The following is a 14,519-nucleotide window of genomic DNA, read 5'->3' on the forward strand; positions in this document are numbered from 1 at the left end:
ACCCTGCCAGTAGTAGGAACGCGGGACGTAGGCACACCAGAGGGCTGGGTAGCACGCTGCGGCTCAGGCAGGCTCGTGAGCGACCCGAAGACATTGCACGGGCCGGGTCCCGGCCCGGACCGACGCACCCACGAGGGGAACCCCCGAGCATGAGCACCACCGTCGCCGCGTACGCCGCCCCCGCCGCCAGCGCACCGCTGGAGCGCACCACCATCGAGCGCCGCACCGTGGGGGCGCACGACATCCTGATCGACATCAAGTTCTCCGGCATCTGCCACTCCGACATCCACCAGGCCCGCGACGGCTGGGGCGAGGGCATCTTCCCGATGGTCCCCGGCCACGAGATCGCCGGCATCGTCGCCGAGGTCGGCCCCGAGGTCACCAAGTACAAGGCCGGCGACCGCGTCGGCGTCGGCTGCTTCGTCGACTCCTGCCGCGAGTGCGAGTACTGCCTGCAGGGTCTGGAGCAGTACTGCACGCAGGGCATGACCGGCACGTACAACGCCCTCGACAAGAACGGCGAGCCCACCTACGGCGGCTACTCCACGCACCTCGTCGTCGACGAGAACTACGCGGTCCGTATCCCCGAGGGCATCTCCCTCGACGTGGCCGCGCCGCTCCTGTGTGCCGGCATCACCCTCTACTCGCCGCTCAAGCACTGGAACGCGGGCCCCGGCAAGAAGGTAGCCATCGTCGGCCTCGGCGGTCTCGGCCACATGGGCGTCAAGATCGCCCACGCGCTCGGTGCCGAGGTGACCGTCCTGTCGCAGTCCCTGCGCAAGAAGGCCGACGGCGAGCGCCTGGGCGCCGACCACTACTACGCCACCAGCGACCCGGCGACCTTCGAGGAACTGGCCGGCACCTTCGACCTGATCGTCTCCACGGTCTCGGCGCCGCTCCCGCTCGACCAGTACCTGTCGCTCCTGAAGGTCGACGGCGTCTTGGCCAACGTCGGCGCCCCCGAGGAGCCCGTCTCGCTCAACCTCTTCTCGGTCATCGGCGGCCGCAAGACCCTCGCCGGCTCGATGATCGGCGGCATCGCCGAGACCCAGGAGATGCTGGACTTCTGCGCCTCGCACGGCTTCGGCGCCGAGATCGAGGTGATCTCCGCCGAGCAGATCAACGAGGCGTACGAGCGGGTCCTCGCCTCCGACGTCCGCTACCGCTTCGTCATCGACGCGTCCACGATCTGATCAAGTCCCTTCTCCCTCTTGGGCGGGTACGGACCGGGTGATTGACTCGGTGCGGAACGCGAACCCCGTACGGGGACGCGGAACTCGACAGCAGTGAGGGAAACCCCATGAAGATCCTGGTAGTCGGAGCCGGCGCCACGGGCGGGTACTTCGGTGCCCTGCTCGCGCGCGCGGGCCGCGACGTCACCTTCCTCGTCCGCCCCGGCCGCGCGGAGACGCTGCGCACCCGCGGGCTGCGCATCACGGGCAAGGGCACGGAGGACTGGGCGCCGCTGACGCCGCAACTCGTCGTCGCCGAGGACCTGTCGGAGCCGTACGACGTCATCATCCTCGCCGTGAAGGCGACGACCCTCGACGAGACGGTCAAGACGCTCCGCCCCGCCGTCGGCCCCACGACGATGATCGTGCCGTTCCTCAACGGACTCGCCCATCTCGACCGGCTCGCCGCCGAGTTCGGGACGGACGCGGTGCTCGGCGGCACCGTCAAGGTCGTCACGAAGCTGACGCCCGAGGGCGACATCCAGCGCATGGCGCCCGTCTCGGAACTCACCTTCGGCGAACCGTCCGGCGGCCTCTCCGACCGCGTCACCGCCCTCCACGACACCCTCTCCGTCCCCGGTATCGACGCCATCGCCTCCGCCGACGTGCTGGAAGCGATGTGGTCGAAGTGGGCGTTCATCGTGACGATCGGCGCGCTGACCTGCCTGGGCCGCGGAACGGTCGGCGAGGTCGTCGCCGTCCCCGGCGGCGACCACCTCGGCCCGGCGCTCCTCGCCGAGGCCGCGGCCGTGGCCTCGGCATCCGGCCACCCGGTCCCCGAGCCGGACCTCGCCACCACGACCACCGTGGTCACCACCCCCGGCTCGCCCCTGGTCCCGTCCCTCTACCGCGACCTGGTGGAAGGCCGCGCCACGGAGGCGGAACACCTGCTCGGCGATCTCACCGCGCGGGCACGGGAGCTGGGCGTCGCGACACCGCTCCTCGACCTGGCGACGCTTCATCTGCGGGTGCATGAAGGGCGGATGGGGGAGCGGGGCTGAACGTGAAGGGGCGGAACGTCATGGGGCTGAACGTAATGGGGATCGGCAACCCCACCCGGTGAACACTGCCGGGACCCGGCATGTCCGCCCGCCTCCGCCGCGCCCTACCCTGCCCGCTGACCGGCAGGAACCAACGGAGCGGGCGGGAGACCGACGATGACCGAACCGAGCAGCAGCTCAGCCGCCCTCTTCTCCCTCGTGTGGAGCCTGGGCGCGCTGAGCTTCGGCCTGATCATCGCCACGAACTTCCGAGGCTCGGCGACCCGCTTCCACGCCATGTCCCAGCGATCCACGTACTTCGGCAGAAGGTCACGCTTCACAGGGGGCGTCGGCTTCCTCCGCCTCCTGGCCGGAGCCTTCTGCCTCATCGCCCCCTTCATCCTCATCAACGCCGTAAAGGATCTCCTCGAAGGCGTGGGGGGCGCGTACCGCATGCCCTACCTCCCCGCCCCGATGCTCATGTTCATGTTCGGTATCGGCGCGTTCGGCATGTGGATGATGTGGCGCCCCGACGGCCCCCTGCGCCGCGAGTGGCAGGCAGGCGCCACGCTCCAGCGCACCGCGGCCACACTGGCCACCGCAGCCGCGGCCGCCTTCTACCTCTCCCTCGCCCTCGGCTCCTTGCACGCGATGCTCGCGGTCTGGGCGATCGGAGGGGCAGCGGGCCTGACCCTGCTGGTCACGGGCCGTGCGGACCACGAGGGCCGGGGCTGAACCCCACACTCACCCGTCAGCCTTCGCAACCCCGATCGGGCAGGACACTCCCGTCCCGCCGATCCCGCAGTACCCCGCCGGATTCTTGTCGAGGTACTGCTGGTGGTACCCCTCTGCCACGAAGAACGGCCGCCCTTCCGCCGGGAGGATCTCCGTCGTGATGTCGCCGTAGCCCGACGACGTCAGGACCTTCTGGTACGCCTCGCGGGAGGCCTCGGCTGCCGTGGCCTGGGACGGGGAGTGGGTGTGGATGGCCGAGCGGTACTGGGTGCCCACGTCGTTGCCCTGGCGGAAGCCCTGGGTGGGGTTGTGGTTTTCCCAGAAGGTCTTGAGGACGGTTTCGTAAGGCGTCACGGACGGGTCGAAGACCACGCGGACCACCTCCGTGTGGCCCGTGAGGCCCGAGCAGACCTCGTCGTACGTGGGGTGCGGGGTGTGGCCGCCCTGGTAGCCGACCAGGGTCGTCCAGACTCCGGGGGTCTGCCAGAACTTGCGTTCCGCGCCCCAGAAACAGCCCATCGCGAAGTCGGCGACTTCGAGGCCCTCCGGGTACGGGCCGAGCAGCGGGTTGCCGAGGACCGTGTGCCGGTCGGGGACCGTGTACGAAGGCTCCGGGCGGCCGCGCAGGGCCTCGTCCGCGGTGGGGAGCTGGGGGATGCGCCCGAAGATCATGGAGGGGTTTCCTTTCCGAGGGCCGGGGCGGGGTCGTGTCCGGTCAACGTTCGTGGCCGCGGCAGGATTCCGCGGAACGATTCCGCGGCCACGAGAGGGCGCTCAGTGCGGCAGCGTCGCCGGGTTGCCGCCGTTCGCCTCGTAGCCGGCGACGGCCAGCGCGCGGAACACCGCGTACGCCGCGGCCGGGTCCTGGGACTCGGTCCAGGGCAGGGCGCCCACATGCCCGTCCACCGCGACGAGCTGCTGCATCGCCTCGCCCCAGCGCTCACTCCGTACGAGGAAGAAGACCAGCAGGTGCCGGACGTGCGCGGCCATCGGGTCGTCGGGCCGTGCCGAGTGGACGGCGAACTGGGCGCCCTCGATCGCGTGCCGCACGACCTCGCTCTCCCAGAAGCTGCGCACCGTCTGGACCTCCGGCAGATGGTCGTAGACCGCGAAGAGCGGGAGGGCGGAGAGCAGCGAGCCCTGGGGGGCGCGGGCGGCCGCGGCCTCCGCGAACTCGTACGACTGCTCGCGCGAGCCGTGCCATTTCTCGGTCCAGTAGTGCAGCGCCGCGAGATGCGCACCCATGTGCTGCGGCGCCCGGTCGAGGATCTTCAGCCACAGCTGGTCGAAGTCGGCCCGCGGGTAGCCGAGGGCGCGCGCGACGGCGAGCTCGGTGATGTACGGGACGGGGTCACCGGGGGCGAGCAGCGCGGCCTCGGCGGCGGCGGTCTTCGCCTCCTCCAGGATGATGCGGTGCTCGTCGGTGCCGGGTACGGCGGTACGGAAGGCCTGCTGGACCAGGAACTCGGCGTGCACGGCGGCCCCGCCCGCGTCCTTGGGCGCCTCCGCCCGCCAGACCCGCAGCCACTGCCCGCCGGGCGACTCGCTCACACCGCCGGGGTGGCGGGCCAGCTCCAGGGCGGCCGCGCCGGCGAAGGCCTGCACGCGCTGCCACCGCAGCTCGCCCTCGGCGGGGGTGCCGGCGAGCAGCTGGGAGGCGGCCTTCCAGCTCTGGGTGCCCTGGACGACGTTCAGGACGTCGAGCAGGTCGTGGTCCGGGCCCGGCATCCGGATGTCCAGTTCTTCCTGGAGCGTGAAGCCGTAGTTCGCCGGGTCGGCGGCGTCGGGCGCGCCGGGCGACGTCAGCCGGATTCCGCCCCTGGCGCGGCGCAGGAAGGGGGCGAGGGCGGCGCCCAGCATGAGCAGGGCGATCAGGACCCAGAGGATTTCCATGGGTACAAGGGTTCCAGATCGCGTGGCGGAACGGGGAGGGTGGGTTCGGGAGCGGTCCACAGCGGCTGGAGACGGGCCGGGCCCGGGCCCTCACGACGGCCGTCTCACCCCCGCAGCAGCACGAGCCGCCCCATCGCCTCCCGCTCCACACGCGCCACTTCCGCGAGCCGCAGGCCGGCCTCCCGCAGCGCACCCTCCTCCGCCTTCGCGATCAGTCCCGCCACCTCCGTCCACAGCTCCGCGGCCGTCGCGTACAGGTCGCGCCCCGCACGGAGGTCCGCGTCGTCGAGAAGCTCGGCGGCCTCGGTGAGGAAGTCGCGGTAGAGGGCGCGGAAGAGCGCCCCGCCCGTGCCCGCGCGTTCCATCAGCGCGGCGGCCTGCGGCAGGTCGCGGGCCGGGTCGGCCGCGCGGGCGAGCCAGCCGGGGACGAGCTTGGCGGCCTTGTCGATGCCGCGGTGGCCGAGGTTGGCGATGGGCGGGTCGAGGAAGGCGGCGGCGCACGCGGTGATCGCCGGGGCGAGACGGTCGCGTACGAAGAGAGGGTCGCGTACGGAGAGATCCGCGGGCACCTCCACGGTGAACGACCGCGCCCGCGCCGTCATCGGCCCCTTCGCGGTCCGCGCCTCGGCGAGCGCGGAAAGCGGCGCCGTGACCGCCCCGCCCTGTTGCGCGGTGTCGACGAGGTAGGCCCGCGCGTCGTCGTATCCGTAGAGCGCGACGACGTGCCCGCCGAAGTGCACCTTCGAGGTGAAGTACGGCAGGTGACAACTGTCGAGCTGCAGCCCGACCGGCCGCCCCGCATCGAGCTCCGAGGCCGCGTTCGCCCAGGCCTTGCGCGCCGATGACGTCTCGCGGACGTCGAGCGCGAGGCCGAGCGCGGAGGCGAGGTTGCGGGTCAGCTCGAAGGGCTTGACCCGGCCGCCGAGGAACGGGAAGTCGAGGTACTTCGCGTCCCAGTAGACGAACGACAGCCCGGAGCCGAGCCCGAGGAGCATGGGCTCGGACAGGTCGAGCCCCGCGTGCCGCAGCAGCACACCGAGCGCCGTGGTCTCGCAGTGCTCCCCGCCCCGGGTGTCGATGCCGCTCAGGATCACCATGCGCCGAGCCTCGCACGCCTCGTCCGCACGGAGCACCTCCGCGCGCGGATCCGCGCCGCCTGCGCCCACGGATCCGCCCACGGGCGGGCCCGCCACCCCGTCCGCCCGCACAGGTACCCCCCAACCCCCACCGCAGGGCTACCCTCGGCCTCATGAGCGACGAGCACAACACCCCCACCGGGGCCCGGAGTTTCGAGACCCTCGCCATCCACGCGGGGAACACCGCCGATCCGCTGACGGGCGCGGTCGTCCCCCCGATCTACCAGGTCTCCACGTACAAGCAGGACGGCGTGGGCGGTCTGCGCGGCGGCTACGAGTACAGCCGCAGCGCGAATCCGACCCGTACCGCCCTGGAGGAGAACCTCGCCGCCCTCGAAGGCGGCACCCGCGGGCTCGCCTTCGCCTCGGGCCTGGCCGCCGAGGACTGCCTCCTGCGCACCCTGCTCGCCCCCGGCGACCACGTGGTGATCCCCAACGACGCGTACGGCGGCACGTTCCGCCTCTTCGCGAAGGTCGTCTCGCGCTGGGGCGTGGAGTTCTCCGTCGCCGACACGAGTGATCCCGAGGCGGTACGGGCGGCTCTCACCGACCGTACGAAGGCGATCTGGGTCGAGACGCCCTCGAACCCGCTGCTCGGCATCACCGACATCGCCGCGCTCGCGGGCATCGCACGGGCCGCGGGCGCGAAGCTCGTCGTCGACAACACCTTCGCGAGCCCCTACCTGCAGCAGCCGCTGGCCCTCGGCGCAGATGTCGTCGTGCACTCGACCACCAAGTACATGGGCGGGCACTCGGACGTCGTCGGCGGCGCGCTCATCACCAACGACGCCGCCCTGGGCGAGGAGTTGGCGTACCACCAGAACGCGATGGGCGCGGTCGCCGGGCCCTTCGACGCGTGGCTGGTGCTGCGCGGCATCAAGACCCTCGCCGTCCGCATGGACCGGCACAGCGAGAACGCCACGCGCGTCGCCGAGATGCTCGGCCGCCACCCCCGCGTCACGCAGGTCCTGTACCCGGGGCTGCCCGAGCACCCGGGGCACGAGGTCGCGGTCAAGCAGATGCGGGCGTTCGGCGGGATGGTCTCGTTCCGGGTCGAGGGCGGCGAGCAGGCCGCGGTCGACGTCTGCAATGCGGCGAAGCTGTTCACGCTGGGTGAGTCCCTCGGCGGCGTCGAGTCCCTGATCGAGCACCCGGGCCGGATGACGCACGCCTCGGCCGCGGGCTCGCCCCTGGAGGTCCCCGCCGACCTGGTCCGGCTCTCCGTCGGCATCGAGTCCGCCGACGACCTCCTCGCCGACCTCCGCCAAGCGCTCGGCGGCTGATCTCCGACGCTTCGGGTGGTGGGCGGACCCACGGAAACCGGCCGCTCACCACCCGGGCAGGTACAGGCTCACCGCGACCCTGGCAGGTACAGGCGCACCACGACCCCGGCAGGTACAGGCTCACCGCGACCCCGGCAGGAACAGCCTCACCACCCCTGCAGCGGAGGCGTCACCTCCGAAGGCGGCGGCACGAACGGATCCGCCACACTCACCCACACCACGAACGCCAGGAACCCCAGGAACACCGCCCACCACACGAGCCGCCGCACCACGACCCGCCGCCGAAGCAGCCGCGCCCCGCGGTGCACCACCTCGTCCAGGAGGTCCGCCGGCACCACCGGCGCGGGCCCGGCGTCGAGCAGCCGCCTGACCTCGTTCTCCTTACGGTCGGACACACCCCACCTCCCTACGGTCGGACACGCTCGACCCCCCGTACCGTCTCCGCGGCCGTCAGCCGCAGCGCCTGCGAACGCCCGGCGAGCACGATCGACATCGCCCGGAAGCACAGCGTCCGCACCCGCTCCACCGGCACCCCGAGCAACGCCGCGGTCTGCTCCTCGGCGACCGCCTCGTACACCCGCAGCACCAGCACGAGCCGCTCCTGCGGCGACAACTCCCCAAGCACGCCGCCCCGGTTCTCACGCAGCCGCCAGCTCATCATCAGGAAGCGGTACGCGAGTTGCTGCCGGGCATACGTGTACGGGTCCTCGCCGTGCAGCCGGTCCCACGCCGCGTACGTACGCGAGAGAGCCGAGGTGAGCAGCCGCTGCGCCCGCGGGTTCGCGTCGGCCGGCTCGGCGGTCAGCAGGGTCGCGGCATGCAGAAGACGCCCGGCCGCGCCCGCGACGAAAGACTCGAACTCCCGGGCCCGGCGGACGAGTTCATTCGTCTGCCGCTCACGCACCGCGCCTCCCGGAACCCCTGTGCAAAGGTCCCGGTCCCATACCAGGCCAGCGTGCGCCTCAGGTCAAGACATCAGCGCGCACACGTTCGCACCTGTACGCCGGAGCGGCCTCACGAGTCCGCGGGCGCCTGTCCCATGCGGGCCGACAGCGCGTCGTTGAAACGGGTGAGCAGCGTGCAGAAGTCCTCGCGCTCCTTCGGCGCCCAGTCCGAGGTCAGCTGCGCCATCAACTCGCGCCGTGACGCCCGTACCTCCTCGAGCCGGGACAGACCGCGCGGCGACAGCGCGAGCACCACCGCACGCCCGTCCTCGGGGTGCGAGGTCCGCTTGACCATCCCGGACTCCACGAGCGGCGCGACCTGCCGCGTCACCGTCGAGGAGTCGATGCCCATGGCCGCCGCGAGCGCCTTGACGCCCATCGGACCCTCGTTGTCCAAGCGGTTGAGCAGCAGATACGCGGCGCGGTCCATGGAGTTGCGCAACTGTCCGACCCCGCCGAGCCGGGTCTGCTCGGCGCGGCGGGCGAAAACGGCCACCTCGTGCTGCAGATGGTCGAGAAGGGCGCTCTTCTCTCCCGTAGGGCTGTCGGTCGTCATGTCCGGAGTTGTGGGCATGGCCGGGGCTCACTTCACGCTGGAGGCCGACCGACAGATGGTCGGTCCTGGTCGGTGGAATGGGGGACAGGGTACGCGGCCCGCGCGGCCGCCGTACCGGCGCTGCGCAAACCGATGCGCCCGGGTTGCCCGGCCGGGCCGCACCCGCCCCGAACTGCGAGACTCGATGTCATGAACTACCGCACGGCTGACTCCTTGCATCCGTCCCACCCGCGGCACCCGGTGACGCTCGACGACGTGCGGGGAGCGCAGAAGATGCTCATCGGCGTCTCGCGGGTCACCGCGATGGAGGGCAGCCGCCACCTGTCCGAACTCATCGGCTCACCCGTCCACTTGAAGTGCGAGAACCTGCAGCGCACCGGCTCCTTCAAGCTCCGCGGCGCCTACGTGCGCATCGCCGGACTGATCGCCGAGGAGCGGGCGGCCGGGGTCGTCGCGGCCAGCGCGGGCAACCACGCCCAGGGCGTCGCCCTCGCCTCCTCGCTGCTCGGGGTCCGCTCGACCGTCTTCATGCCGCAGGGCGCCCCGCTCCCGAAGGTCGCCGCGACCCGCGACTACGGCGCCGAAGTACGGCTGCACGGACAGGTGGTGGACGAGACCCTGGCCGCCGCGCAGGACTACGCGCGCGCGACGGGCGCCGTGTTCATCCACCCCTTCGACCACCCCGACATCATCGCCGGGCAGGGCACCGTGGGCCTGGAGATCCTGGAGCAGTGCCCCGAGGTGCGCACCATCGTCGTCGGGGTCGGCGGCGGCGGGCTCGCGGCCGGGATCGCCGTCGCGGTCAAGGCGCTGCGGCCCGACGTCCGCGTCATCGGCGTCCAGGCGGCGGGCGCCGCCGCCTACCCGCCCTCGCTCGCACTCGGACACCCGGTGGCCGTCGAACGCCCCTCCACGATGGCGGACGGCATCAAGGTCGGGCGGCCCGGCGACGTCCCCTTCAAAATCGTTGGCGATCTCGTGGACGAGGTCCGTACGGTCTCCGAGGACGCGCTCTCCAGCGCGCTCCTGCTGTGCCTGGAGCGCGCGAAGCTGGTCGTCGAACCGGCGGGCGCGGCCCCGGTCGCGGCGCTCCTGAGCGCACCGGAGCAGTTCGCGGGCCCGGTCGTCGCGGTCCTGTCCGGCGGCAACGTCGACCCGCTGCTGCTGCAGCGCATCCTGCGCCACGGCATGGCGGCGGCGGGCCGCTACCTGTCCCTGCGGCTGCGCCTGGCCGACCGGCCCGGCGCCCTGGCCTCGCTGCTCGCGGCGTTGTCAGTGCTGGATGCCAATGTGGTCGACGTGAGCCACGTACGGACCGATCCGCGGCTCGGGCTCACGGAGGTGGAGGTCGAACTGCACCTGGAGACGAAGGGGCCGCAGCATTGCGTGGAGGTCGCGACCTCGCTGCGGGAGGCGGGCTACACGGTCGTCGACTGACCGCGAACCCCGGCGCTCAAAACCGCTGCGCTCACGCGATGTATCGCGTTATGGTGTGTGACGGCTCGCACACTTGCGCGCCCAAATCTAAGCTTTCCGTGACAAAACCTCACATCGCAGCTGACAGCTGACACCCCCAACCCTGGGAGAACCCACATGCCAGGCGCCATCTACGCCGAAGGCCTGGTGAAGCACTTCGGCGACGTAAAGGCACTGGACGGCGTCGACCTCGACGTTCCCGAAGGCACCGTCCTCGGCCTCCTCGGCCCCAACGGCGCGGGCAAGACCACCGCCGTCCGCTGCCTGACGACGCTGCTCACCCCCGACAGCGGCAAGGCCTTCGTGGCCGGCATCGATGTCGTCAAGCACCCCAACGAAGTACGCCGCTCCATCGGCCTCTCCGGCCAGTTCGCCGCCGTCGACGAGTACCTGACGGGCCGTGAGAACCTGCAGATGGTCGGCCAGCTCTACCAGATGAGCAAGCAGGACGCGAAGAAGCGGGCCGTCGAACTCCTGGAGCGCTTCAACCTCACGGACGCCGCCGACCGCCCCTCCAAGACGTACTCCGGCGGAATGCGCCGCCGCCTCGACCTCGCCGCGGCCCTCGTCGTCTCCCCGCCGGTCATGTTCATGGACGAGCCCACCACCGGCCTCGACCCGACCAACCGCCAGGCCCTGTGGGAGGTCATCAAGGAACTGGTCGACGGCGGTACGACCCTCCTCCTGACCACGCAGTACCTGGAAGAGGCCGACCACCTCGCCCACGACATCTGCGTCATCGACCACGGCCGCGTCATCGCCCGCGGCACCTCCGACCAGCTCAAGGCCCAGACCGGCGGCGAGCGCGTCGAGGTAGTCGTCCACGAACGCGCCCACATCGAAACCGCCCAGGAAGTCCTGCGCGCCTTCGCGAAGACCGAGACCGGTCACACGGTCGACGACCACACCCGCAAGCTCACGGTCCCGGTCACCGGCGGCGCGAAGCTCCTCGCGGAGGTCATCCGCGAGCTGGACGCGCGCGGCATCGAGATCGACGACATCGGCCTGCGCCGCCCGACCCTCGACGACGTCTTCATCTCGCTGACCGGCCACAAGGCCGAGGAGGCGGAGGAGAACGGTGAGGGCGAGGACCCCAAGGCGGCGAAGGCGGCCGCGAAGAAGGCAAAGAAGGAGGCCGGACAGTGAGTGCCGTAACTGACACGGTCAGGCGGGGAGCGCCAGTTGCAGGGGGTGGAATTTCCGGGTCCATTCGGGATTCCTTGGTAGTTGCCCGAAGGAACTTGCTGCGCATGGCAAGGATTCCGGAGATGGTGATTTTTGGCCTTCTCCAGCCAATTATGTTCGTCGTGCTGTTCACTTACGTCTTCGGCGGCTCGATGAATATCGGCGGCTCGTTCGACAAGGCGACGTACACGAACTTCTTGATGGCTGGCATCTTTGCCCAGACCGTCACCTTCGCCACGGCCGGCGCGGGCGCGGGCATCGCCGACGATATGCACAAGGGCCTGATCGACCGCTTCCGTTCGCTGCCCATGGCGCGCGGCGCGGTACTCACGGGCCGCACGCTCGCGGATCTTGTGCAGACGGCCATCACCCTGGCGGTCCTCGCCCTGGTCGGCTGGCTCGTCGGCTGGCGGGTCGGCGTTCCGGACCCGACGAACGTCGGCAAGGTGCTCGGAGCCTTCGGCCTGATGCTTCTGCTCGGTTACGCGTTCACCTGGGTCGGCGCCCTGATCGGCCTCTCCGTACGCACGCCGGAAGCGGCCACGTCCGGTGGTCTGGTTTGGCTGTTCCCGGTCACGTTCATCTCGAACGCGTTCGTGGACACCAGCAACATGACCCCGTGGCTGCGCCATGTCGCCGACTGGAATCCGTTCTCCGCGACAGTCCAGGCTGCCCGCGAGCTCTTCGGCTCCCCGGGCGTCTCGAATTCCTCGGCCTGGCCGATGGAGAACCCTGTCTGGGCCTCGCTGATCTACTCGATCATCATCATCGTGGTCTTCCGCACCCTCGCGGTCCGCAAGTACCGTAGCGCCTCGGCCTGACAGCCCTGCAAACAGAAGCCCCCGGCCGAAAGGCCGGGGGCTTTCTTGTCATTAACTCGCACTTTTCAAGATGGAGTTGAGGCATTCGCCTGCCACGTCCATCCGAATCTGCTTACTGTGTGGGGAAATAGCACGTCCCCAGTGGGAGATTAGGCCCTGCCACCGGGGACGCTGGCCAGTCGTGAAGGGACTGACGTATGAACGAGCGTACCCGTGTGCGTGATGCCGCACCGCGCCGCGTGGCGATCTATCTGCGCGTATCCACGGCGCAGCAGCTCCAGGGCTACGGCCTGAAGTCGCAGGAGGTTCAGTGCCGTTCCTGGTGCGCGGACGCCATGCGAGGTGTCAGGTACGTCGTCGTGGATGTGTACGTGGACGGGGGAGTCTCGGGCAAGCTCGCCAGTCGCGACGAGTTGGACCGTATGACGGCCGATGCGATGGCTGGTCGACTCGACGTGATCGTGTTCAGCAAGCTGGACCGCATCGGTCGGACGATGAAGGACATCCACCGCTGGGTGTTCGACATGACCGGCAAGGGCATCCGGATCGCGACTGCGGATGGTCGCCTGGATTCCGACGGTGACAGCGACCTGTTCGGCGTCCAGCTGTCGCTCCTTGCGTACATGGCAGAGGTCGAGCACGCCTTGATCCTGGAGCGAGCGATGGCCGGGCGGATGCAGAAGATGGAGGTGGGAGGCTGGCCTCTCGGCGAACCACCTTTTGGATTCATGCTCGGCGAGGACGGGAACCCAGTCCGCCATCCCGGGGAGGTCCAGCAGATCGAAGTGTTCGCGGACTTCATGATCAATTCACAGGAAGACGTGACGCGGGAGGATGCGGCGCGACATCTGAACGCACTTGGTTACCGCACCCGCAGCGGCAAGGAGTGGGTTGGCGGCAACCTCGTGGGTCGTGTGCTCAACGGCCTTAAGGGATACGTCGACTTCACCTTCGTGACCGAGGACGGAGGAGGACCGGAGACCGCCACGTACCGGATCGAGACCCCGAAGGTGCTGTCGGACGACAAGGCCGAAGCTCTGCTGGCGGTCCTTTCGCGAACCAAGCGGGTCAGGACCAGGAGTAAAAGTCAGTACCTCCTGTCGAACAGGCTGCACAGCGTCTGTGGCGCGCGCCGGACGGGCGCCATGGTCGCGGTAGGGCGCGTGGTCAACACAGCCGGGCGTTACTACCGATGCATGGCTGGACGGCAGGGCGCCGAGGTCACCGAGCGTCACGAGGCCTGTTGGGAGGTTCCGTGTGACGACGTCGAGGCTGCGGTCTGGGCCGAGGTCAAGGGCCTGATGCGGGACAAGGAGCAGCTGTGCCACCTGGCCGAGGAGTCCCTGGGGGCTGTTCCTGACCGTGTCGTCGCCTACCGCAGTCGGCTTGCCGAGCTCGATGGCGAGGTCGAGAAGATGCGGGAGCACTGCAACCGCAAGATCGCTCTGCTCCGCGCTGTTGGTGGCCGCGATGACGGTGACACAGACCTGGTGGAGGAGCTGGTAACCCAGCTGATGCAGCAGGATGCCGTCCTTGCCGCGGAGCGCGAGCGCGTCACAGAGTGGCTGCTCGAAGCCGAGAAACAGGAAACTCAGGGGCACTCGCTCCAGCACCTGATCCGCACCGTGGATGCGAAGGGCGACGGCTTCACGTTTGAGCAGAAGGCGACTCTGATCAACTTCCTCGAGGTCCAGGTGCGCATCATGGACAAGGGAGTGCCGCGGCCCAAGGGGCTGGTCGACCCGATCACCGAGTGGCACAGGGAAACGGGCCTGGAGATCCCGGTCGGGCTCACGGACGAGATGTGGGAGAAGGTGCGTGGCATCCTCTCCGGCAATCGGCAGTGGCAGGACCCGCGGGGCGGGTTCGAAGTGATGCTGGACAAGCTGCGCACGGGCCGGGCGTGGAAAAGCTACAGCGGTTCGCGGATCATCGGCGGGCGTAGCCTTGGGGCGCTGTACCGGAGGGTGATGCACTGGTTCGAGTCCGGCGAGTACGAGCGCGCGCTGCAAGCTCTCGCGCCCTACGCCGGTGTTCCCGTGCCGCCCGCGTATGTGCTCCCGACGATCGAAGTGACCAGCGTCATCGGCTCGGTACGGGCCGGTGAGCACGTGCCCGGGCGCAGGGCGGTCGGCAGACTTCCCGGCACCGGCACCGGCACCGGCACCGGTGCCGGTCCGGCCCGTGTCCGGTGTCCCGGACAGCGGCCAGGGCGCTCCGTCAGGCGGCTGCGTGGTCTGCCGGGTGCGGCCCCGAGGTGTGCCCGGGTCTGACCGGA

14 protein-coding genes are annotated in these 14,519 nt (G+C 70.1%); 8 read left to right on the forward strand and 6 right to left on the reverse strand.

Going from position 1 to position 14,519, the window contains the following annotated elements; genetic code table 11:
* The first annotated feature begins 149 nt into the window (after positions 1-149).
* From ACIBI4_RS09745 to ACIBI4_RS09755, 3 genes are all read left to right on the forward strand, one after another.
* Positions 150-1,193 carry an NAD(P)-dependent alcohol dehydrogenase gene (locus ACIBI4_RS09745; protein WP_399203117.1) on the forward strand — a complete coding sequence of 348 codons (1,044 nt, stop codon included), beginning with the start codon at positions 150-152 and terminating at the stop codon, positions 1,191-1,193.
* 107 nt (positions 1,194-1,300) lie between these two features.
* The gene (locus tag ACIBI4_RS09750; protein ID WP_399203118.1) at positions 1,301-2,233 is read left to right on the forward strand and encodes a ketopantoate reductase family protein; all 933 of its coding nucleotides are present in this window, start codon (positions 1,301-1,303) and stop codon (positions 2,231-2,233) included.
* A 156-nt stretch (positions 2,234-2,389) separates the two neighbouring features.
* Entirely contained in the window at positions 2,390-2,947 is a 558-nt protein-coding gene (locus ACIBI4_RS09755) for a hypothetical protein (RefSeq protein WP_399203119.1), read from the forward strand.
* Positions 2,948-2,956: 9 nt separating this feature from the next.
* Here the strand turns inward: ACIBI4_RS09755 and msrA are convergent, their stop codons facing one another.
* The 3 genes from msrA to ACIBI4_RS09770 all read right to left on the reverse strand — a co-directional run bounded on the left by msrA (position 2,957) and on the right by ACIBI4_RS09770 (position 5,937).
* Complete coding sequence (msrA, locus tag ACIBI4_RS09760; RefSeq protein ID WP_399203120.1) at positions 2,957-3,619, reverse strand: peptide-methionine (S)-S-oxide reductase MsrA; 663 nt, start codon at positions 3,617-3,619, stop codon at positions 2,957-2,959.
* 102 nt (positions 3,620-3,721) lie between these two features.
* The gene (locus tag ACIBI4_RS09765; protein ID WP_399203121.1) at positions 3,722-4,840 is read right to left on the reverse strand and encodes a hypothetical protein; all 1,119 of its coding nucleotides are present in this window, start codon (positions 4,838-4,840) and stop codon (positions 3,722-3,724) included.
* A gap of 104 nt (positions 4,841-4,944) precedes the next feature.
* Entirely contained in the window at positions 4,945-5,937 is a 993-nt protein-coding gene (locus ACIBI4_RS09770) for a BtrH N-terminal domain-containing protein (RefSeq protein WP_399203122.1), read from the reverse strand.
* A gap of 152 nt (positions 5,938-6,089) precedes the next feature.
* On the opposite strand from ACIBI4_RS09770, the gene ACIBI4_RS09775 reads away from it, so the two are divergent.
* Positions 6,090-7,259 carry a cystathionine gamma-synthase gene (locus ACIBI4_RS09775; protein WP_399203123.1) on the forward strand — a complete coding sequence of 390 codons (1,170 nt, stop codon included), beginning with the start codon at positions 6,090-6,092 and terminating at the stop codon, positions 7,257-7,259.
* A 146-nt stretch (positions 7,260-7,405) separates the two neighbouring features.
* On the opposite strand, the gene ACIBI4_RS09780 is transcribed toward ACIBI4_RS09775, so the two are convergent.
* The 3 genes from ACIBI4_RS09780 to ACIBI4_RS09790 all read right to left on the reverse strand — a co-directional run bounded on the left by ACIBI4_RS09780 (position 7,406) and on the right by ACIBI4_RS09790 (position 8,777).
* The gene (locus tag ACIBI4_RS09780; protein ID WP_399203124.1) at positions 7,406-7,654 is read right to left on the reverse strand and encodes a hypothetical protein; all 249 of its coding nucleotides are present in this window, start codon (positions 7,652-7,654) and stop codon (positions 7,406-7,408) included.
* Between the two features lie 11 nt (positions 7,655-7,665).
* Positions 7,666-8,163: a sigma factor-like helix-turn-helix DNA-binding protein gene (locus ACIBI4_RS09785; RefSeq protein WP_399203125.1), complete on the reverse strand. Its 498-nt coding sequence runs from the start codon at positions 8,161-8,163 to the stop codon at positions 7,666-7,668.
* A gap of 110 nt (positions 8,164-8,273) precedes the next feature.
* A complete protein-coding gene (locus ACIBI4_RS09790; RefSeq protein ID WP_399203126.1) occupies positions 8,274-8,777 on the reverse strand; it encodes a MarR family winged helix-turn-helix transcriptional regulator in 504 nt (167 codons plus the stop codon).
* Positions 8,778-8,948: 171 nt separating this feature from the next.
* Here ACIBI4_RS09790 and ilvA point away from each other — a divergent pair, with 171 nt between their 5' ends.
* From ilvA to ACIBI4_RS09810, 4 genes are all read left to right on the forward strand, one after another.
* Positions 8,949-10,196, forward strand: a complete 1,248-nt coding sequence (gene ilvA / locus ACIBI4_RS09795; protein ID WP_399203127.1) for a threonine ammonia-lyase — start codon at positions 8,949-8,951, stop codon at positions 10,194-10,196.
* 156 nt (positions 10,197-10,352) lie between these two features.
* Positions 10,353-11,381: an ATP-binding cassette domain-containing protein gene (locus ACIBI4_RS09800; protein ID WP_399203128.1), complete on the forward strand. Its 1,029-nt coding sequence runs from the start codon at positions 10,353-10,355 to the stop codon at positions 11,379-11,381.
* Positions 11,378-12,241: an ABC transporter permease gene (locus ACIBI4_RS09805; RefSeq protein ID WP_399203129.1), complete on the forward strand. Its 864-nt coding sequence runs from the start codon at positions 11,378-11,380 to the stop codon at positions 12,239-12,241. The genes ACIBI4_RS09800 and ACIBI4_RS09805 overlap by 4 nt, the downstream gene beginning before the upstream one ends.
* Before the next feature lie 197 nt (positions 12,242-12,438).
* A complete protein-coding gene (locus tag ACIBI4_RS09810; RefSeq protein ID WP_399203131.1) occupies positions 12,439-14,514 on the forward strand; it encodes a recombinase family protein in 2,076 nt (691 codons plus the stop codon).
* Positions 14,515-14,519: the final 5 nt, after the last annotated feature.

It is taken from the genome of Streptomyces sp. NPDC050418, from assembly GCF_044458745.1.
Classification (GTDB): Bacteria; Actinomycetota; Actinomycetes; order Streptomycetales; family Streptomycetaceae; genus Streptomyces.